Source organism: Agrobacterium sp. 33MFTa1.1 (genome assembly GCF_004328495.1).
Classification (GTDB): domain Bacteria; phylum Pseudomonadota; class Alphaproteobacteria; order Rhizobiales; family Rhizobiaceae; genus Agrobacterium; species Agrobacterium pusense.
Genome location: NZ_CP036358.1, coordinates 915,420 through 936,524 on the forward strand (window position 1 = coordinate 915,420; position 21,105 = coordinate 936,524).

A 21,105-nucleotide genomic window follows, 5' to 3' on the forward strand; every position below is an offset into this window, starting at 1 on the left:
ACATGACCGCTGAAATCCTTTTTGCCAGTCTGCACATTGCGACGCCCGAGCTGATCCTCGCGATCGGCGCGCTGGCGCTGCTCATGATTGGCGTCTTCTCGGGCGACAAGTCGACAACGACGGTCACCGGCCTTGCCGTTGCCCTCCTGCTCGTCGTCGGTCTCTGGATCATCTTTGCCCCCGCATCGGGTGTGGCTTTCGGCGGTGTCTACATCGCCGATGCCTTCGGTAATTTCATGAAGGTGCTGGCGCTGGTCGGCTCCATCACCGCCATGATCCTGGCCGTTGGCCAGGGCCGCTTCGAACCGATCGGCCGTTTCGAATATCCGGTGCTGCTGGTTCTCGCGACGCTCGGCATCCTGCTGATGATCTCGGCCAATAACCTGATCTCGCTCTACATGGCGCTGGAACTGCAGTCGCTGGCGCTTTATGTCGTCTGCGCCATCAACCGCGAGAGCCTGCGTTCCACGGAAGCGGGCCTGAAATACTTCGTTCTCGGTGCGCTCTCTTCCGGCATGCTGCTTTACGGCATGTCGCTGGTCTACGGCTTCACCGGCAATACCGGCTTTACCGAAATCGCCCAGGTTCTGGCCTCGGAAACCCGTTCGCTCGGTCTCGTTTTCGGTCTGGTCTTCGTGCTGGCCGGTCTGGCATTCAAGATTTCCGCCGTTCCGTTCCACATGTGGACGCCGGACGTTTATGAAGGCGCGCCGACCCCGGTTACGGCCTTCCTCTCGGCCGCACCGAAGATCGGCGCCATGGCGATCCTCGTCCGCATCGTCATCGAGGCCTTCCAGCCGGTCTTTGCCGACTGGCAGCAGATCGTCGTCTTCATCTCCATCGCGTCCATGCTGCTCGGTTCCTTCGCCGCAATCGGCCAGAAGAACATCAAGCGCCTGATGGCCTATTCCTCCATCGGTCACATGGGTTATGCGCTGGTCGGCCTTGCTGCTGGCACGCAGGCTGGTGTTGCTGGCGTTATCCTTTATATGGCCGTCTACATGGTCATGACGCTTGGCACCTTCGCCTGCATCCTCGCCATGCGCCGCAAGGAAATCGGCAATGTCGAGAATGTCGAAGATCTCGCCGGTCTTTCGTCTTCCAATCCCTTCATGGCGGTTGTGCTGACGATCCTGATGTTCTCGCTTGCCGGCATTCCGCCGCTCGCCGGCTTCTTCGGCAAGTACTACGTGTTCCTGGCCGCCATCGAAGCGAAGCTTTATCCGCTCGCCATTATCGGTGTGATCGGCTCGGTTGTCGGCGCCTATTATTACATTCGCGTCGTCAAGGTCATGTGGTTTGATGAAGCCAAGGACAAGTTCGAGCGTCCGTCGGGTGAACTCAAAGTGGTTTATGCGCTGTCGGCCTTCTTCACCGTCGCCTTCATTGTCTTCGGCGGTGCACTTGGCAACGCGGTCACTGCTGCGGCGAAGACCTTCTTTTGAGCAGTACACGAAGGAATACGGGCCGGATGTCCATCGACGATATCAGGCACGAGGCGATGGCGGAAACGCCATCGACCAATCTGGAATGTTTCGCCCGGGCACGGGCGGGTGATGGCGGCAACCTGTGGGTTACCGCCATCCGCCAGACCGGCGGCCGGGGCCGCCGTGGGCGGCCCTGGGTGTCGGAGCCCGGCAATCTCTACGCTTCCCTTCTTCTGATCGATCCTGCGCCGATGGAGCGCATCGGCTCGCTGCCGCTCGCTTTTGCGCTCGCGGTCTATCGCGCCATTCGCGCGGTTTTGCCGCCGGGCGGTGAGGCGCTTGAAATCAAATGGCCAAATGACGTGCTGATCGGCCGCCGCAAGACCTGCGGCATTCTGATGGAAGCCGAGCTTTTGCCTGACGGCCGGCGCGCCATCGTCATCGGCATTGGTATCAATATCGCCCATAAACCTGATAATCCGCTTTATCCCGTTACGATGCTGTCGGAACATGGTGCGTCTTGCTCGCCCGAGGAACTGTTTGCCCATCTCTTCCGTGAAACGGCCGAGGTTCTGCGCGAATGGGATGAGGGCAGGGGCGTATCCGCCATCATCGCCAGCTGGCGGGCAGCGGCCTGCGGCATTGGCGAACATATCACCGTCAATTTCCCGGATCGTTCGATCGGCGGGCGTTTTGTCGGAATTGATGATAATGGTTATCTGCTGCTGGATGAGGACGAGGGCGCAAGACGCTCCATTGCCGCTGGCGATGTGTTTTTCGGATGAGGTGCACGGTGCGGGTAAAAAACCCGCGCCGAACCGGATCCCATAGGTTGGAGCTTTCCTGCAGCTCATGAAATGCAGGGTGACAAACCGGCTCCGCATCGGCCCGGTCGATCAGATGGTTCAACAGGTCCGATGCTGATAGCAGCGGCATGGCGCGGCGTGATGCCGTCCTGCGCGCTTTTTTGAATGGATAAGAAAAACAATGGCTCAACAGGACGAACTGGTTTTTTTGCCGCTTGGCGGCGTGGGTGAAATTGGCATGAATCTGGCGCTTTACGGCTACGGGCCGGCGAGCAAGCGCGAATGGATCATGGTGGATTGCGGCGTGACCTTTGCCGGTCTCGATCTGCCTGGTGTCGATCTCGTGCTGCCCGATATCAGCTATATCGAGGCGCAGAAAAAGAACCTCAAGGGCATCATCATCACCCACGCGCATGAGGACCACTATGGTGCGCTGAACGATCTCTGGCCCGGCCTCAACGTGCCGGTCTACGCCTCGGCGTTCACCGCTGGCATGCTGGAGGCAAAGCGCGCTTATGAGGGTAGCCGCGCGGAAATTCCGATCACGCCGTTCAAGGCGGGTGACCGCATCAATGTTGGCCCCTTCGAAATCGAAGCGGTTGGCGTCAATCACTCCATTCCCGAGCCGATGTCGCTGGTCATCCGCACACCGCTCGGTAATGTCATCCATACCGGTGACTGGAAGATCGATGAGGCGCCTTCACTTGGGCCGTTGACGGATGAGGCCCGCTTCCGCGCCATCGGTGAAGAGGGCGTGCTGGCGCTGATGTGCGACAGCACGAACTCCGTGCGTGATGGTGTATCGCCTTCCGAGCATGAGGTTTCAGAAGGTCTGCGCCAGATCATCGAAAATGCCGAAGGCCGCGTGGCCGTTACCACCTTCTCCTCCAATGTCGGGCGTATCCGCTCGATCGCGCAGGCGGCTGAGGCTGCCGGTCGTGAAGTGCTGCTGCTCGGCTCGTCGCTGAAGCGTGTCGTCAACGTGTCGCAGGACCTCGGCATTATGGAAGGCATCAAGCCGTTCCTCGCTGAAGATGAATTCGGTTATATTCCGCGTGATCGTGTGGTGCTGATCCTGACGGGTTCGCAGGGGGAACCGCGCGCAGCACTCGCCAAGCTTTCCCGTGATGAGATGCGTAATGTGGCGCTCGCCTCCGGCGATACGGTCGTCTTTTCGTCACGCGCCATCCCCGGCAACGAAAAGGCGATCATCGATATCAAGAACGGCCTGATCGAACAGGGCGTCCACATCGTCACCGACAATGAGGCGCTCGTTCACGTCTCCGGCCATCCGCGCCGTAACGAGCTTCTGAAGATGTATGAATGGACGAAGCCGCAGATCGTCGTGCCCGTGCACGGCGAAGCGGCGCATCTGGTGGCGCAGAAGGAACTGGCCGAACAGGCCGGCATTTCGCAGGTGCCGAAGGTGCGCAACGGCAACGTTCTGCGCCTCGCACCCGGCCCGGCGGAAGTGATCGATGACGTGCCGCATGGCCGCGTCTTCAAGGACGGCAATCTCGTCGGTGACATGGACGAGATGGGCATCAGCAATCGCCGCAAGCTCTCCTTCGCCGGCCACGTCGCCGTCAATGTCGTGCTGGACAGCCGTTACGACTTCCTCGGCGATCCCGATGTCGTGCCTTTCGGCCTGCCGGAATTCGATGATGAGGATGAGGCGATGGAGGACACGCTTTATGACGCCGTGCTCGGCGCCGTCGAGAGCATTCCGCGCGCCCGCCGCAAGGATCTGGAACTGCTGCGTGAAGCCGTGCGCCGCGCCGTACGCGCCGCCGCCAACCAGAGTTGGGGCAAGAAGCCGATCGTGACGGTTTTTGTAACCAAGGTCTGAGCCGGCCGTCCGGCCGATTGGCCGGCCTCCCTGTCTCTTCCTCGCTGATTTCTGAGCCGCGCCCCAAAGCGCGGCTCTTCTCTTTTTCTTTTAGTATTTCTTGCGGAGAAGTGATTCCGATCTGCGGATGAATGCGTTACAAGAAGCCCATTGCGCAGGAGGATCACATGCCGCTTCTTTCGGCCTTCGCCGTTTATTTCATCGTCTGGTGGACGGTGCTTTTCATCGTGTTGCCGATTGGCCTGCGCACCCAGGATGAAGACGGAGATGTGGCACTGGGCACGGTCGCCAGCGCACCCTCCCGCTTCAAGGGCGGGCGGATCGTTTTGTGGACGACCCTGATCTCGGCTTTGATCTGTGGCCTATGGTATGGCGGAACCTGGTGGTTCGGTGTCAGCCTTGATGATCTGCCGAGAATTATTCCCGTTTTCGACTAAAGACAGCGGGGCGGTATCCGCCCCAGTCGCGTCTTGACGGGTCGGCCCGAGAACGAACCCCGGAACTGCCTAAGCATCGGGCAGTCTGCCATCAATCCGGCCAAACACTGTCATATGGATGTCATATCTATCGTGCAAACAGCAGGAGCTTGCTGATCTCGATTCATCGCGGAGCTCTGCGGAATGACGAAGCGAGCGGGGCAATTTGCCAGGGCAAAAAAAAACAAGGCCTTTCAGCCTTGTTTTCCAGTTTTCGCGTGATCTGTAACCGTTACCGGGGCTGCGAACGAGCGCGCCTAAGATCTGATCCTCCCAAGACTGACCGCGAAAATGACAAGAATTTAAACTTCCTGCCTCTTTTGTAAGCTAAAGCTAGCTCAAACCCCCAGCCTTGTCATCTCATTTTTTGCATATTTGTTACAGTCGGCAAAAAATTCCCTGTGGTGCATTTTGTCGCACCCGATCAAGAATAATATTTCGGCCAAAGCGTTTTGGCGCGAATTAGCTATCGCGAAAATACAACGAAATGCCCATTAAACGCTCTTTTCATGGCGGGTTTTCATCCGCCCCGGAAACGGCTATATCCGGCGCCAATATCCCTCTATTCGGGGCGATTCCCGCAGCTTCGCGCGCTATCGTCCGCATCAATGGAAGCCGTCATGCGTCTCAGCCGTTATTTCATGCCCATCCTGAAGGAAAACCCCAAGGAAGCGGAAATCGTTTCTCACCGTCTCATGCTGCGCGCCGGCATGATCCGGCAGCAGTCGGCTGGCATTTATTCCTGGCTGCCGCTGGGCAAGCGTGTGCTGGACAAGGTCAACAAGATTATCCGCGAGGAGCAGAACCGCTCCGGCGCCATCGAGCTTCTGATGCCGACCCTGCAGTCCGCGGAACTCTGGCAGGAAAGCGGCCGTTACGACGACTACGGCAAGGAGATGCTGCGCATCAAGGACCGCCAGGATCGTCAGATGCTCTACGGCCCCACCAATGAGGAGATGATCACCGACATCTTCCGTTCCTATGTGAAGTCCTACAAGAACCTGCCGCTGAACCTCTATCATATCCAGCTGAAGTTCCGCGACGAGGTGCGTCCGCGCTTCGGCACCATGCGCTCGCGCGAATTCTTGATGAAGGACGCTTATTCCTTTGACCTTACGAAGGAAGACGCGATTCATTCCTACAACAAGATGTTCGTGGCGTACCTGCGCACATTCGAACGGCTTGGTCTGCGCGCCATTCCCATGCGCGCCGATACCGGCCCGATCGGCGGCAATCACAGCCATGAATTCATCATTCTGGCCGACACCGGTGAATCCGAAGTCTTCTGCCACAAGAGCTTCCTGGATCGCGCCATTCCCGCTGAAAGCACCGATTTCGACGATGTTGCAGCGTTGCAGGGCGTGTTCGACGAATGGACGGCTGATTACGCCGCCACCTCTGAAATGCACGACGAAGCCGCCTATGACGCCATTCCCGAGGGCGAGCGCCTTTCGGCACGCGGCATCGAAGTCGGCCACATCTTCTATTTCGGCACCAAATATTCCGAACCGATGGGCGCGAAAGTGCAGGGCAAGGATGGCAAGGAACATCCTGTCCACATGGGTTCCTATGGCATCGGCCCGACACGCCTTGTTCCCGCCATCATTGAAGCATCGCATGACGAGAACGGAATCATCTGGCCGGCTTCGGTCGCTCCTTTCGACGTCGTGATCATCAACATGAAGGCTGGAGACGCGGCCTGCGATGCTGCTTGCGAAAAGCTGTATTATTCGCTCTCCAACGCCGGCAAGGATGTTCTCTACGACGATACGGACGACCGTGCAGGCCAGAAATTCGCCACTGCCGATCTAATTGGCGTGCCGCTGCAGATCATCGTCGGCCCACGTTCGGTCGCGAATGGCGAAGTCGAAGTCAAGGATCGCAAGACCGGCGAACGGGAAACCGTGACGATCGAGGCGGCGATGAACAGGGTGCTCGGTTAAGCGCGAGCGGAATTGGGGCGGCTTCACCCGAAGTCCACTCTCGTTTCGTGGCGTGGATGCCGCAGAAATTTGGGCCGGTTTTCGGAAAAGACCGGCCTTGCAGTTTGAGATCAGGGAGACGACATGGCACAAGCCGAAGCTGAAAAGGGTGCGGCTGTTTCCGCCGGGGCAAAGACCGCCCGGCCGTTTTCCGCTTTTGAACGTATGGTGGCCTGGCGTTACCTGCGCTCACGGCGCAAGGAAGCCTTCATTTCCGTCATTGCCGGTTTTTCCTTTGTCGGAATCATGCTGGGCGTAGCGACGCTCATCATCGTCATGGCCGTCATGAACGGTTTCCGCACGGAACTGATCTCCCGCATTCTTGGCATCAACGGCCACATGATCGTTAATGCGATCGACCAGCCCTTGAATAATTACGATGAACTGGCGAAGAAGTTCGCCGCCGTCCCCGGCGTTACCATGGCCTTGCCGCTGGTGGAAGGCCAGACGCTTGCCTCCGGCCGCGGTGGCGCGGGGTCCGGCGCGCTGGTGCGCGGCGTGCGCCAGGAAGACATCGACAAGGTCAAGGAAGTAGCGACCAACATCAAGACCGGCGATCTCGTTGGCTTTATGGCCGGAGACGGCGTCCTCGTCGGTTCCAGGCTCGCATCGCAACTGGGTGTAACGGCTGGTGACGATATCACTCTCATATCACCGGAAGGTGATGTGACGCCGATGGGTGTCAATCCCCGCGTGAAATCCTACAAGATTTCCGGTGTCTTTGAGATCGGCATGTCCGAATATGACGCCTCTATGATCTACATGCCGCTCTCCGAGGCGCAGCTCTATTTCAATACGGAAGGGCGTGTCGGGTCCATTGAGCTTTATGTCAACCGCCCGGACGACGTCGATGGCATCCGCCCGCTGGTGGAGCAGGCGGCGGAACGGCAGATCTACATCGTCGACTGGCGGCAGCGGAACCAGACCTTCTTTTCCGCCCTGCAGGTGGAGCGGAACGTGATGTTCATGATCCTGACCCTCATCGTTCTTGTGGCGGCGCTCAACATCATTTCCGGCCTGATCATGCTGGTAAAGGACAAGGGCAGCGATATCGCCATTCTGCGCACCATGGGCGCAAGCTCAGGTGCCGTCATGCGCATCTTTTTCATGACCGGCGCGGCGATCGGCACGGTCGGCACCTTCGCTGGCGTGGCGCTTGGCGTCATCGTCTGCCTCAATGTCGAATCCATCCGCCAGTTCTTCTCCTGGATATCAGGAACGGTGCTGTTTGATCCGCAGCTCTATTTCCTCAGCCAGCTTCCGGCCGAAATGGATGTTGGTGAAACCATCACCGTCGTCATCATGGCCCTGACGCTCTCTTTCCTGGCAACGATCTTCCCGGCCTGGCGTGCTTCCAAGCTCGATCCGGTGCAGGCCCTGCGTTACGAATAAGGACCGCTTCGCAATATGGCAAAAAAAACAGTGCTGCGGCTTACCGGCGTCGAGAGAACCTATGGTCAGGGCGAGACGTCGCTTTCTATTCTGCGCAAGGCGGATTTCCAGTTGAAGAGCGGTGAGATGGTGGCGCTGGTCGCCCCCTCCGGTACCGGCAAATCCACCCTGTTGCATCTCGCCGGGCTTCTCGAACATCCAGACGCCGGCGAAGTCTATATCAACGACGCGCCCTGCAACGGCCTGCCGGATGAGACGCGCACGGCGATCCGCCGCAGCGACATAGGCTTCGTTTATCAGTTCCACCATCTGCTACCCGAGTTTTCGGCAGTTGAGAACGTGATGATGCCGCAGCTCATCGCCGGCCTGTCACAGGCGGAGGCGCGTAAACGCGCGAGCGCGCTTCTGGATTACATGCGGGTGGGGCATCGTGGCGAACACCGTCCGGCCGAGCTCTCCGGGGGTGAACAGCAGCGCGTCGCCATTGCCCGCGCCGTCGCCAATGCACCGCTCCTGCTGCTGGCGGACGAGCCGACTGGCAATCTCGATCCGGAGACCGCCTCTTATGTCTTCGACGCACTGGAGGCGCTGGTTCGCCAGTCCGGCCTCGCAGCGCTGATCGCGACGCATAACCACGAGCTCGCCGGCCGGATGGATCGCCGCGTAACGCTCGCCGAGGGCAAGATCGTCGATTTTTGACCTGACCGAGCCTGTCCCGCCATCCACCGACCCCGAACGGCGAGCAAGGCGAGGGATCGGATGCGCCCTTGACGGAGGCTAGCCGCTTGGCTGCCGCGAGCAAGGATTTTTCCAAGTTTCATTTTTTGAACCCGGAGGATTTTTCTTCCGGGTTTTTCGCTTTGGAGTCAGCGGCTTGCGGTTTTGGAAGCGGGAACCGAAAGCGATTCTGCCACGTTGGCAAGGAGAACATCAGCAGAACCCTGTTGACAATCGAACGAAATAAGAACAAAGTTGGAACATAACGAGTAAGGAGAGACCAATGACTGATTTCATCCGTGACGTTGCCGCTTTCACCTCCATTGCTGTCTTCGTTGCCAGCTTTTCGGTAATCCTCACCGCGCTGTGAAGAAGATACCGGCGCAGAAGCCTGTATGGACATCGCAAAGCGGTGGACATCAAGCGCCGGAAATCGGAAAATCGCCCCCGTGATTCAGAATGACAGGATGATGATATGGGCGATACGGTTGTGCGGGCAGAAACCTCTGACGAAAACCTGAACACCCCGGGTTTCGTTCATCTTCGGGTTCATTCCGCTTACTCCCTGCTTGAAGGGGCTCTGCCCCTCAAGAAAATCATGTCCAAGGCGGTTTCAGACGGCCAGCCGGCCATTGCCATTACAGATACCAACAACCTCTTCGTTGCGCTGGAGTTTTCCGAAAAGGCGCGGGATGAGGGTTTGCAGCCCATCATCGGCTGCCAGCTGTCGATCGACATGCAGGATGCGGCGGAGGATCGCCGCAACCACAACAGCCACCTTCAGAAACTTCCCGCTATCGTTCTTCTCGCCGCCGATGCCGAAGGGTATGAGCGGCTGGTGGATCTTGTGAGCCGTGCCTATCTTGAGGGCGAGGGCAGTGGCCATTCCGTGCACATTACCCGCGCATGGCTGGAAGAGGACTCAAATGCGGGCCTGATCGCGCTGACCGGCGCTTCCGGCGGCCCGGTGGATATGGCCTTGAGGGAAGGTCATGCCGCCCAGGCGAAGGAACGGCTGCTGACACTGAAGTCACTCTTCGGTGACCGGCTTTATATCGAATTGCAGCGCCAGTCCGGGTATGACCGTTCGCATGAGCGGCGTATGATCGGCCTCGCTTATGACCATGATATTCCGCTGGTTGCCACAAACGAGGCGTTCTTCCCGTCGAAGGCCGACTACGAAGCGCATGACGCGCTGATGGCGGTGGCGCATAATGCCATTGTTTCGGACGACAGCCGCTTTCGCCTGACGCCCGACCATTACCTTAAAAGTCGAGAAGAAATGACGGCGTTGTTTGCAGACCTGCCGGAGGCGCTGGACAATACCGTCGAGATTGCGTTGCGCTGCTCTTATGTGCTGAAGAAGCGCGGGCCGATCCTGCCACGTTTCACCGGCGCCAGCGACGATCCTGAGGCAGCGGAACGCGCCGAAGCGGAAGAGCTTCGACGTCAGGCGGTGGAGGGGCTGGATCAGCGCCTTGCCGCGCTCGGTATGGCGCCCGGTTATACGGAACAGGATTATCGCGAGCGGCTCGATTTCGAACTCGGCGTCATCTCGCGCATGAAGTTCCCCGGTTATTTCCTGATCGTTGCCGACTTCATCAAATGGGCCAAGCAGCACGATATCCCGGTCGGACCGGGCCGTGGTTCGGGCGCGGGTTCGCTCGTAGCTTACGCGCTGACGATTACCGATGTCGATCCGCTGCGTTTCTCACTGCTGTTCGAACGCTTCCTTAATCCTGAACGCGTGTCGATGCCCGACTTCGACATCGATTTCTGCCAGGATCGTCGCGAAGAAGTGATCCGCTACGTTCAGGCCAAATACGGCCGCGAGCAGGTGGCGCAGATCATCACCTTCGGTTCGCTCCAGGCGCGCGCGGCCCTGCGCGACGTCGGCCGCGTGCTGGAAATGCCCTACGGGCAGGTGGACAAGATCTGCAAGCTGGTGCCCAACAACCCGGCCAACCCGACGCCGCTTTCGAAGGCGATCGAGGAGGAGCCGCGCCTGCAGGAAGAAGCGGACAGGGAGCCTGTTGTCGCCCGCCTGCTGGATATCGCCCAGAAGATCGAGGGGCTTTATCGCCACGCCTCAACCCATGCTGCCGGTATCGTCATCGGCGACCGCCCGCTGTCGAAGCTGGTGCCGATGTATCGCGATCCGCGGTCCGATATGCCGGTCACCCAGTTCAACATGAAGTGGGTTGAAAGCGCCGGCCTTGTCAAATTCGACTTTCTTGGCCTGAAAACGCTGACGGTGCTGAAGGTGGCCGTCGATTTTGTCGCCAAGCGCGGCATCAAGGTGGATCTCGCCGCCATCCCGCTCGATGACGCCAAGACGTATGAAATGCTGTCGCGCGGTGAGACCATCGGCGTGTTCCAGGTGGAAAGTGCCGGCATGCGCAAGGCGCTGATCGGCATGCGGCCGGACTGCATTGAGGACATTATCGCTCTGGTGGCGCTATATCGTCCCGGCCCGATGGAGAACATCCCCGTTTATAACGCCCGCAAACATGGCGAAGAAGAGCTGGAATCGATCCACCCGACCATCGACCATCTGCTGAAGGAAACACAGGGCGTTATCGTTTATCAGGAACAGGTGATGCAGATCGCCCAGGTTCTGTCGGGTTATTCGCTTGGCGAAGCCGATCTTCTGCGCCGCGCCATGGGTAAGAAGATCAAGGAGGAAATGGACAAGCAGCGCGAGCGCTTCGTTGATGGCGCCATCAAGAACGGTGTCTCGAAACCGCAGGCCGACACCATCTTCGATCTCCTCGCAAAATTTGCCAATTACGGCTTCAACAAGAGCCATGCCGCGGCCTATGCCATCGTCTCCTACCAGACGGCCTATATGAAGGCGCATTATCCGGTGGAGTTCCTGGCGGCCTCCATGACGCTCGATATGGCCAATACGGAAAAGCTCAACGATTTCCGTCAGGACGCCGGTCGTCTCGGCATTGAAATCGTCGCGCCGTCCGTCCAGACCTCGTTCCGCCAGTTCGAAACGGGCGAGAACCGCATTTATTATTCGTTGGCTGCCATCAAGGGGGTTGGCGAAGGAGCGGTCGAACATATCGTCGCGATCCGCGGCGACAAGCCGTTCACGAGCCTCGAGGATTTCTGCCTGCGCATCGACCCCAAGCAGATCAACCGTCGTGTGCTCGAGAGTCTCATCAATGCCGGTGCTTTCGATTGTTTCGGCCGCGACCGCGCAGAGTTGATCGGCGGGCTGGACCGTATCATCGGTTATGCCCAGATGGCGCAGAACAACCGCACCATCGGCCAGTCGGACATGTTCGGCTCGGGCGGCGGCAATGGCCCGGAAAAGCTGGTGCTTCCTGCCTTCCAGCCCTGGCTTGCCTCGGAAAAGCTGCTGCGCGAATATCAGGTTCTCGGTTTCTACCTCACGGCCCACCCGCTGGATACCTATCGCCCCGTACTGGAAAAATTGCGCGTGCAGAATTTCGCCGATTTTTCCGCTGCTGTGAAACAGGGAGCGACTGCCGGGCGTCTTGCCGGCACCGTTACCGGCAAACAGGAGCGAAAGACGCGCACCGGCAACAAGATGGGTATCGTCACCTTCTCGGATGCTTCAGGGCAATATGAGGCGGTGTTGTTTTCCGAAGGTCTCGGCCAGTACCGCGACCTGCTTGAGGTCGGCAAGTCGTTGGTGATCACGGTGCAGGCGGAAGAGCGCCCTGAAGGTATCGGTCTGCGCATCCAGACGGCGCAGTCGCTGGAAGAAAAATCCGTGCAGATGCAGAAGGCACTGCGTGTTTATGTGCGTGATTCCGGCCCGCTGAAAACGGTTGCCCGCCACCTCAACACCAGGGGTGACGGCTCGGTCTATTTCATCGTTATCAAGGATGAGGGTAGCCGCGAGATCGAGGTGGAACTGACGGAGAAATACCGTATCTCGCCTGAAATAGCCGCTGCTCTTCGGTCAGCCCCCGGTGTCGTTGATGTGGAACTGGTGTGAGGCGCAGCGCCTTCGCGCCTCGCTCAGACCGGCCCTTCCTTCGTCACGGTGATGAAGTCCGTTCCCGATCCTGTCTCCATCTGGTGACTGAGGTCGGAAACGGTGATGGAGCTTCCGCTTGAGAGTTCCTGCTCAATCCGGGCGCGTATGTCCTGCGGAATGTCGAGACGGCTGAGCACGGCACTTAACTGGTCGAAACCGCCGGGCGCTTCGGTAACGGTGATGCCGAGCCGCTTGCGGGCAGCGGCTGGCAGATGATTGTCGAGCGTTACGCCGTTCCATTCGGCGGTTCCGGCAGCGCGATCCACGGACACCGCCTCGAAAAAATGGGTTCCGAGCGCGACTTCCGGGTCCTTGATGTCGATGGCGGCCTCAAAAAGCGGCTTGAAGTCCTGCCGCACCATGATCTGCCCGGTTGGCGGGTGGTCTTCACCGGCGGAGGCATAAAGCGCCGCCACGAAAGCGTCGGTCAGAAGGGGCCCTGACGTTTTCAGCCCCTTCCACCGCTTGAAACCGTTGATAGCGCTGATCGTCATCTCCCCGGCATAACCGTCGGCCGAACCGGCATCGAAGCCGAGACGGGTCAGCACGGTCTGAATATCCATTACCCTTTCCCGCTCGCCACGCCTTGTGATGAGAATGCGCAGCGGTGAAGGCTCTCTCGCCTTCGCCGTCGATTTGATGGCCTGGGTTTTTTCATTGACGGCGACTTCGACCGCGCCCAGAGCCGCATCGAAGCTCGCGGGCCGCAACTCTACATCCGACAGAAGCAGCTTGCCGTCATCTGCGTCGTCACGCGGCGAAAACAGCGCCGGATGTTGCACAAAGCGCAGCGAGACCGGGCGGTCGGTGATGATGACATGCACCCCGGTACGCGTATCACCGAAGAGTGACTTCGCGAATTTGGAAGGCAGACGCACACAGCCGTGGGAAGCCGGATAGTTCGGCACCTTACCCTCGTGCAGCGCGATGCCGGACCAGGTCAGTCGCTGCATGAACGGCATGGGGGCGGCCGAATAGATATTCGACTCGTGGTATTTCCGCTTCTCTAGAATGGAGAATATGCCGCTCGGTGTCTCATGCCCGGCCTTGCCGGTCGAGACTTTGGAGGTGGCGATGATTTCACCATTTTCATAAAGCGCGAGCGACTGGTCACTTTTCGATACAAGTATCTGCAGGGACCTGCTGTCAGCGGCGAGCGCCGGAAAGGCAAGAATGCTGGCCGACAGCATGCCGGCCATAAGACGGAGGCGAAGGGACATGACGCAATACACCACATGCACAAAACTTCCCTCACTCAACCACGCTAAGTTTAATGAAGTTTAAGGGCGGCGCTGCCGCGCTATCACTAATTTGTGTAAAATCTAAAATAAATAGTTCGGGAGATCGATGCGCCGATATGTCGGCCGAAGGGCTTAACGGGTTCGGTTATTTCCGCGAGCCAAACGTATAGCCGGTCTCGACGCTGCCCTTGCCGAACTTGTCGCGCAGCTTGTCCATTGCCGCTTCCGCCGCGGCCCGGCGCCCCGCCTGTCTGTCGACGAGATCGGGAGGATCGGCAAGGCCGGCATCGCGCAGATCGCTGACGCCGATGCCGAGGAGGCGAAATCTCGTGCCGTCGGTTTCCTTTTCGAGCAATGAGAGGCCGGTACGGAAAATTCGGTCGGCTAGCTGCGTGGGGTCGTCCAGCTTGCGATTACGGGTGCGAATCCTGAAGTCGGCCGTCTTCATTTTCAAGACAACCGTATGGCCGGCAATGCCATTTTTCTTGAGCCTCCAGGCGACTTTTTCCGAGAGCGACCGCAGGATCGGCACAAGGTCCTCATGGCGGGAAATATCGTTGAAGAAGGTGGTTTCGGAGGAGACGCTTTTGGCAGGGTCGTTATTGTGCACATGCCGCTCGTCAATGCCGCGCGACAGCCGGAAGAGCCGCTGGCCCATCACGCCATAACGGCGCATCAGCTCGCTTTCCTGCATCTCCTGCAGCTGTGCGATCATGCGGATGCCGTCGGCCTCCAGCGTCGCCGCGAAGGCCTTGCCCACGCCCCAGATGGTCGTGACCGGCCGCGCCGCGAGAAACGACAGCGCTTCCGCTTCGCCAATCACGGAAAAGCCGCGGGGCTTTTGCAGGTCGGACGCGACCTTGGCGAGAAATTTACAGTAGGAAAGCCCGGCTGAAACCGTCACCCCCACTTCCTTTTCCACGCGCCGGACAAATTTCGCCAGCACGCGCGCCGGTGGATCGTGATGCAGCTTCTCGGTGCCTGAAAGATCGAGAAACGCCTCGTCTATGGAAAGCGGCTGCACCAGCGGCGTCAACTCCTGCATCATCGCCCTGATTTCGCGCCCGACACGACTGTATTTCTCCATGTCAGGTTTGATGACCACGGCGTCGGGACAGGCTTCCAGCGCCTTGAACATGGGCATGGCGGAGCGCACGCCCTGAATACGGGCAATATAACAGGCAGTGGAAACCACCCCGCGCTTGCCGCCGCCAATGATGACAGGTTTATCGGCCAGTTCCGGATTATCCCGCTTTTCAACGGAGGCATAAAAGGCATCGCAATCGATATGGGCGATGCTCAGACCGTAGAGTTCGGCGTGATAGACAAGCCGCGGGCTTCCGCAGGCACGGCAACGTCTAAGCCCCTCTGGCTGGCCGACCAGACAGTCGCGGCAAAAACCGGGATCATAAGGATGCGACGTGGACATGGGCCGAAAACAAAACCAGAACGTCGCCGACCATACTCCGGTTGTAACAAGGGCTCAAGGGCTCTTCCCTTAATACACACCCGAATCCAGCCCGGGTCCGGAAAAGTGGTGCCAGGCCGCAGCCACCGTTTCGGGCGACGTGTCAGTTGCGGCGCAGAACGCCATGAGATCGGGTTCGTGGCTCATCAGGAAATCGGTGAGTCCCGCCAGAAAACCTGGATCGCTGACGGCCTGGCGCAGCATATTGGCCTGTAATCCGCTCAACGCCAGAAAGCGTCCCAGCATTTCCGGCTCGTTTGCCAGCCAGCCAAGTATGGCGGCCGCCGTTTCTTGCGGATCCTGGCTGGCATTGCCTTTGTTTTTTGTATCGCGCAGCATTTCTCACCTGAAGTTACCTATTTTGAAACCAAATCCCTCTAGCCTTGCGCAACAAATGGACGATGGAATCGGTTCTCAGCCAACTTATATGTCTGGGTGAAGGTTTCAAAGCGAAACGGGGACTGCTCACCATGCCCAAGCAGGTCATGATAGTCGAAGACAACGAGCTGAACATGAAGCTCTTTCGCGACCTGATCGAGGCGTCTGGCTATACGACGATCCAGACACGCAACGGCATGGAAGCGCTCGATCTCGCCCGCAAGCACCGGCCGGATCTGATCCTCATGGATATCCAGCTGCCGGAGGTTTCGGGGCTGGAGGTGACGAAGTGGCTGAAGGAAGATGACGAGCTGCATGTCATTCCGGTCATCGCGGTCACCGCTTTCGCCATGAAGGGAGACGAGGAGCGCATTCGCCAGGGTGGATGCGAGGCCTATGTGTCGAAGCCGATTTCCGTCCCGAAGTTCATTGAAGTCATCAAGACTTATCTGGGCGATGCGTGAGGCGACTGGGGAACGGTTATGACGGCGAGAGTTCTGGTTGTTGACGATATTCCGGCCAATGTGAAGCTTCTCGAAGCCCGGCTGGTGGCGGAGTATTTCGATGTCGTTACCGCCGAGGATGGCTTCAAGGCGCTTGCCATCTGCGATAAAGAGCAGGTCGATATCATCCTCCTCGATATCATGATGCCGGGGATGGATGGTTTCGAAGTCTGCGAAAGGCTGAAAGCCAATCCGGATACGGCGCATATCCCCGTTGTGATGGTCACGGCGCTGGATCAGCCCTCGGACCGCGTGCGGGGTCTGAAGGCTGGAGCCGATGATTTCCTGACCAAGCCGGTCAATGACCTGCAGTTGATCGCCCGCGTCAAAAGCCTGGTGCGCCTGAAGGCCGTTAGCGACGAATTGCGCGTGCGCGCCGAAGCGGCCCGTCAGATTGGCATCGAAGAGATGCTGCGCAGCGATGGGCTGATGCAGACGCCGGGCCGGATTCTGGTTGCGGATGGCCGCGCCAGCTCGCAGGAGCGCATCGTTCGGGCGCTGAAGCCGGTCGCAGAGGTGGATGCCGTCACGGAGCCGCAGGCGGCCCTGCTCAAGGCAACAGGCAATCCCTTCGAGCTTGTCATCGTCAATTCGAATTTCGAAGATTACGATCCGCTGAGACTGTGCTCGCAGCTTCGCTCGCTGGAGCGGACCCGTTTCCTTCCGTTGCTCCTCGTGGCGGAGCAGGGGGCCGACGACATGGTGGCGCGCGCGCTGGATCTCGGCGTCAACGATTACATCCTTCGTCCGATCGATCCCAACGAACTCGTTGCCCGATCGCTGACGCAGATCAGGCGCAAACGCTACAATGAACATCTGCGGCTCAATCTCCAGCACACCATGGAGCTCGCCATCGTTGACGGCCTGACCGGCCTCAACAATCGTCGTTATCTCGACAATCATCTCAAGATACTCTTCGACCGCGCCGCTGTCCGCGGCCGCCCGATCTCCATCTGCATGACCGATATAGATCGCTTCAAGCTGGTCAATGATACCTATGGTCATGATGTGGGTGACGAAGTCCTGCGGGAATTTGCGGCACGCATCCGCAGCACGGTCCGCGGCGCCGATCTCGCCTGCCGCTACGGCGGCGAGGAATTTGTCGTCGTCATGCCGGACACGCCGATAGAGCTTGCTGCGAGCGTTGCCGAACGCCTGCGGACGATCGTGGAAGACAAGCCTTTCTACGTCCGTTCCATCGATCGTGAACTGAGCATCACGGCATCGCTCGGCATAGCATCCGGCAGCGGCGCCTTTGGAACGCCGGACGAACTGCTGAGGCAGGCTGACAGGGCGCTTTACGAGGCTAAACACGCCGGCCGAAACCGCGTCGTATCGGCGGCCGCCTGAACGGCTTTGCGAAGTAGCGGTGCGGGAGAATTGCACCGCCGTCCAAAATAATTTCGGACGTCTCAAGAAAACGGTAAAGGAAAGCCCGGCCTTTAGGAGCCAAGTCCCTGACTTCGCCTGTATTTTAACTTCATGCAATGAAAAGGCGAAATCGCGCGAGGCAACTAGATTTCAAGTTGAAAAATATATTGAATTCAATCTCGTGAAAAACTATAGTGTGCCAGCGTTGTATATTTAACCATGTTTTTCAGGTGACTTGTCGCTGGCTTAAGAATTTGTTGATTTTTATTTTACTTCTGCGCACACTCCTTGTTGAGAGTAACAGTTCTTCCGGCGGTTCTTCCGTCTTTTGATGATGGAATGAGAGCGGCGTGTGCCGCTGCGGTTTCGCTTGTCAGGGGCTGGTATTGCGTAGTTTGAATGCCCCATGATGCTCAGGTCCGCCGCATCTCCTGAATCGTGGGGTCGGTCGGCTGACGATGTTCGATTCGGTTCCTCGTGCCGTAACGCATCGTTGGCCGGCCGCCTTATTCCCTGCTTGATGCGTTGGAGCATCGCTCGCTTTGAAAAGATCGGCGGGATTCCCAACGCCGTGAAGTCGACACGCCGTCGCTTTCTCTTACAATCACGGTCCACATCGTAGGGGTAGCCGTCGGCGTTTTCCGTTGCCCCGCCGGGCAATCGGACGGCCTGTGGCCGCTGACGGGGGGCAGTGGTATCAAACCTGCAACATATGTTGTCGCCGGCGCGGCGGAGAAAATCAGGTGGGGCAGCCGGCCAGGCGTGAAGCCGTGTCGACAGGGCGTTCTGCTGAGCGAATGGCCTGTATCCGCATAAACAAAAAACGCGCCCGTGGGGGCGCGCTTTTGCCGGAACACCGATCAAGAAATTACTTGATCTTGGTTTCCTTGAATTCGACGTGCTTGCGTACAACCGGGTCGTACTTCGTCTTCGTCATCTTGTCCGTGAACGTACGGCTGTTCTTGGTGGTGACGTAGAAGGTACCGGTGTCGGCTGTCGACAGCAGCTTGATCTTGATTGTTGTAGCTTTCGCCATGGTCGTCCTGCCTTTAAACAAAAGAGAAGCCGCAGGCGCTTCTCACCTCGGCTAAATCTGGCGCGAAACTACGTATCGCGCCTGAAAAGTCAAGCCTGTTTTGCCCGGAAAACAAAACGGACGGCATAAAGGACCACGTAGAGCCCGAAAAATACCGCCAGCGACCAAGCGAAGCCGTCGGTTCCGGCGACATCCATGGAAATGCCCACAGCCTGCGGCCCCGCGATCGTACCAATGGCGTAACAGAAGATGAAGGCGGCATTTGCGGCCACCAGGTCGGCACCCTTCAGACGCGACCCGAGATGGGTGAGGCCGACCGTATACATGCCGGAAACGAGGCCGCCCCAGAACAGCAGCAGTGCCGCCACCAGGATCCAGCTTTCCACCAGGAACGGCAGGGCCAGCGTGCCGCAGACGCCGGCAAGGGCCATCAGGCCCAGCATCGTCCGCCGGTCTTTCATCCTGTCAGAAAGCAGGCCGATCGGTATCTGGAAGACCATGTTGCCAATGCCCATCACGGTAAGGAGAAGGGCCGCCTGCGATTCGTTGAAGCCTTCTCTGGTGGCATAGATCGGAAACAGCGAAAGGCCGCCTGCCTGTACCGAGCCGAAGACGAAAGCGGCGGCTGATGCCATCGGCACCAGCCAGACATAACGGACGAAATGGTGGTTGGGCCGCTCGTCCAGTTCCGGGCTCTCACCACGCGCCATGAAGATGGGAATTGCCGCAAGCAATATGATTGCCGCCCCGACGAGGAAAGGCAGGATGCCTTCGCTGCCAACCGCCGAAAACAGAAGCGGACCAACGGCAAAACCGACCGCAAGGCCGGTGGCGTAGATGCCGAGAACCATACCGCGCTTCTTCGGCGGCGCCGTCATGTTGATCCAGTATTCGGAGAGGATGAAGAGCGTGGTGGTTGCGCCGTGGAAGACGATTCGCAGCGGAAACCACATCCAGAAAGCATCGGCGAAATAAAAGCCGAGCGCGCTCAGCGCGGAGATGAAAACCGCAAACAACATGGTGCGGGCCACGCCAAAATCATGGGCGATCTTGGTGGTCACCGGGGCCGCCATCATGGCCGCGACGCCGGCCATGGCCGAGTTCACCCCGATCATGGTGGAGGAGATGCCGCGTTTCTCAAGGATGATCGACAGGAGCGGCAGGCCAAGGCCGATGGCGACGCCGACCGCACTGATGGCGGAAATGGCGGCGATCAGTGAGGGCCAGTGAATGGCATCCGCTTCTTCGCATTTCATTTGTGACATGACGGCCTTTATACAAAGTCTCGAATGAACCGGCCGTGGCGCGTGACATAAAGCCGCGCGGGGCTTTCATAGGGCAGTGAGGGATCACCTATCATGAAATTTGTGACATCTTCGAGAACCGTACGCGTGATTTTCGGCATGTTCAGACCGGAAAGGTCTGTCATGTCAAGCCATTGCACGTTGTGAAGCTCTTCGGAATCCCGGGTTAGCCGGATATCCAGCCGCAATTCGTCGGCGTAACAGCAAAAGAATCGCGTGTCGTAACGCCTGACATTGCCGGGCGGTGTGATGGCGCGCGCCACATAGCGAAAACAGGAGAGGTCCGGACCTTCAGTGGCCGGCCCAAGCTCGACCCCGGTTTCCTCCACAAGTTCGCGCGCGGCGGCAAGCGCCAGCGCCCTTGCCCCGGCGGCGCTCAGGCGCCGCGAAGCCGACGCCGTCAGGCTGTCAAGGACAGCGGGATGCAGATCGCCGGAAAAGGGCAGCGCATGGTCGCGCGGGTCGCGTTTGCCGCCTGGAAAGACATAAGTGCCGGGCATGAAGACGTGGGCGCTGCTGCGCTGACCCATCAGCACCCGTGTCGTCGGGCCGGATCGGTCGAACAGAATGAGGGAGGCGGCATCTCGCGGCCGCAATGGCGCGCTTGCCGCTTCCGCCTTGGTGGAATGCCGGGGCATGTACAAGACCCGCGCGCGTCAGTGCGAGGAGCCGTCTATCTGTATCTGCGGTTTTTTCCCGTCGAAGCCATGCATGCGCAGCGCCCATTGCAGACCGATGACGCCGCCCTTGATGGGCTGCAGCGTCAGAAGCGCGGCCAGAATTGTGATCGGTACCCAGATGGCGAAATGAGCCCACATGGGAATGTTTAGAACCATGTCCGTCATCATGAAGCCGCCGACCGCGATGTGGCCGATGATGACGATGGAGATATAGGGTGGCAGGTCGTCCGACCGATGATGGTGCATTTCCTCGCCGCAGGCCGCGCAGGCGTCCACCGGCTTCAGCCAGGCGCGGAAGAGGCGGCCGCTGCCACAGGCCGGGCAGCGATTGGCCATGCCGCGCATGATGGACCGGCCAAGCGGCCGCTCGGCGCTATCGTCTCCGAAGGTAACTGTCTCCGAGCCCTGATGTGCACTCATCCTTAAGTCCTTCCCATCCGTTCAACCGCTGAGGCGG

At 58.9% G+C, this 21,105-nt stretch carries 18 protein-coding genes; 10 read left to right on the top strand and 8 right to left on the bottom strand.

Features of this window, described 5'->3' with window-relative positions:
* Positions 1–2 precede the first annotated feature (2 nt).
* From nuoN to EYD00_RS04695, 7 genes are all read left to right on the top strand, one after another.
* Entirely contained in the window at positions 3–1,445 is a 1,443-nt protein-coding gene (nuoN, locus tag EYD00_RS04660; RefSeq protein WP_004441335.1) for an NADH-quinone oxidoreductase subunit NuoN, read from the top strand.
* Positions 1,446–1,471: 26 nt separating this feature from the next.
* Complete coding sequence (locus EYD00_RS04665; protein ID WP_004441337.1) at positions 1,472–2,212, top strand: biotin--[acetyl-CoA-carboxylase] ligase; 741 nt, start codon at positions 1,472–1,474, stop codon at positions 2,210–2,212.
* Between the two features lie 202 nt (positions 2,213–2,414).
* Positions 2,415–4,082, top strand: coding sequence for a ribonuclease J (locus EYD00_RS04670; protein ID WP_034495757.1), 1,668 nt, complete (start codon positions 2,415–2,417; stop codon positions 4,080–4,082).
* A 131-nt stretch (positions 4,083–4,213) separates the two neighbouring features.
* A complete protein-coding gene (locus EYD00_RS04675; protein WP_006697998.1) occupies positions 4,214–4,519 on the top strand; it encodes a DUF1467 family protein in 306 nt (101 codons plus the stop codon).
* Between the two features lie 659 nt (positions 4,520–5,178).
* Positions 5,179–6,501: a proline--tRNA ligase gene (proS, locus tag EYD00_RS04685; protein WP_004441342.1), complete on the top strand. Its 1,323-nt coding sequence runs from the start codon at positions 5,179–5,181 to the stop codon at positions 6,499–6,501.
* 123 nt (positions 6,502–6,624) lie between these two features.
* Positions 6,625–7,932: a lipoprotein-releasing ABC transporter permease subunit gene (locus tag EYD00_RS04690; protein ID WP_004441343.1), complete on the top strand. Its 1,308-nt coding sequence runs from the start codon at positions 6,625–6,627 to the stop codon at positions 7,930–7,932.
* Between the two features lie 15 nt (positions 7,933–7,947).
* Positions 7,948–8,631: an ABC transporter ATP-binding protein gene (locus EYD00_RS04695; protein WP_004441345.1), complete on the top strand. Its 684-nt coding sequence runs from the start codon at positions 7,948–7,950 to the stop codon at positions 8,629–8,631.
* Positions 8,632–8,749: 118 nt separating this feature from the next.
* Here EYD00_RS04695 and EYD00_RS04700 read toward each other — a convergent pair whose 3' ends face one another.
* The gene (locus tag EYD00_RS04700; protein WP_131258784.1) at positions 8,750–9,052 is read right to left on the bottom strand and encodes a hypothetical protein; all 303 of its coding nucleotides are present in this window, start codon (positions 9,050–9,052) and stop codon (positions 8,750–8,752) included.
* A gap of 72 nt (positions 9,053–9,124) precedes the next feature.
* Here EYD00_RS04700 and dnaE point away from each other — a divergent pair, with 72 nt between their 5' ends.
* On the top strand, positions 9,125–12,625 hold the full coding sequence (dnaE, locus tag EYD00_RS04705; protein WP_004441347.1) for a DNA polymerase III subunit alpha: 3,501 nt from the start codon (positions 9,125–9,127) through the stop codon (positions 12,623–12,625).
* Positions 12,626–12,648: 23 nt separating this feature from the next.
* On the opposite strand, the gene EYD00_RS04710 is transcribed toward dnaE, so the two are convergent.
* The 3 genes from EYD00_RS04710 to EYD00_RS04720 all read right to left on the bottom strand — a co-directional run bounded on the left by EYD00_RS04710 (position 12,649) and on the right by EYD00_RS04720 (position 15,715).
* On the bottom strand, positions 12,649–13,887 hold the full coding sequence (locus tag EYD00_RS04710; protein WP_034495754.1) for a L,D-transpeptidase family protein: 1,239 nt from the start codon (positions 13,885–13,887) through the stop codon (positions 12,649–12,651).
* Between the two features lie 166 nt (positions 13,888–14,053).
* Complete coding sequence (locus EYD00_RS04715) at positions 14,054–15,337, bottom strand: DNA polymerase IV (protein ID WP_004441353.1); 1,284 nt, start codon at positions 15,335–15,337, stop codon at positions 14,054–14,056.
* Positions 15,338–15,406: 69 nt separating this feature from the next.
* Complete coding sequence (locus tag EYD00_RS04720; RefSeq protein WP_004441355.1) at positions 15,407–15,715, bottom strand: DUF3572 domain-containing protein; 309 nt, start codon at positions 15,713–15,715, stop codon at positions 15,407–15,409.
* A 131-nt stretch (positions 15,716–15,846) separates the two neighbouring features.
* Here EYD00_RS04720 and EYD00_RS04725 point away from each other — a divergent pair, with 131 nt between their 5' ends.
* A complete protein-coding gene (locus tag EYD00_RS04725) occupies positions 15,847–16,218 on the top strand; it encodes a response regulator (protein WP_003521498.1) in 372 nt (123 codons plus the stop codon).
* An 18-nt stretch (positions 16,219–16,236) separates the two neighbouring features.
* A complete protein-coding gene (locus EYD00_RS04730; protein ID WP_004441356.1) occupies positions 16,237–17,607 on the top strand; it encodes a PleD family two-component system response regulator in 1,371 nt (456 codons plus the stop codon).
* Between the two features lie 889 nt (positions 17,608–18,496).
* On the opposite strand, the gene rpmG is transcribed toward EYD00_RS04730, so the two are convergent.
* From rpmG to EYD00_RS04750, 4 genes are all read right to left on the bottom strand, one after another.
* The gene (rpmG, locus tag EYD00_RS04735; RefSeq protein ID WP_003496403.1) at positions 18,497–18,664 is read right to left on the bottom strand and encodes a 50S ribosomal protein L33; all 168 of its coding nucleotides are present in this window, start codon (positions 18,662–18,664) and stop codon (positions 18,497–18,499) included.
* Positions 18,665–18,753: 89 nt separating this feature from the next.
* Positions 18,754–19,920, bottom strand: a complete 1,167-nt coding sequence (locus tag EYD00_RS04740) for an MFS transporter (protein WP_006698003.1) — start codon at positions 19,918–19,920, stop codon at positions 18,754–18,756.
* Positions 19,921–19,937: 17 nt separating this feature from the next.
* A complete protein-coding gene (locus tag EYD00_RS04745; RefSeq protein WP_004441364.1) occupies positions 19,938–20,606 on the bottom strand; it encodes an NUDIX hydrolase in 669 nt (222 codons plus the stop codon).
* An 18-nt stretch (positions 20,607–20,624) separates the two neighbouring features.
* Positions 20,625–21,068 carry a DUF983 domain-containing protein gene (locus EYD00_RS04750; RefSeq protein ID WP_004441365.1) on the bottom strand — a complete coding sequence of 148 codons (444 nt, stop codon included), beginning with the start codon at positions 21,066–21,068 and terminating at the stop codon, positions 20,625–20,627.
* Between the last annotated feature and the right edge of the window lie 37 nt (positions 21,069–21,105).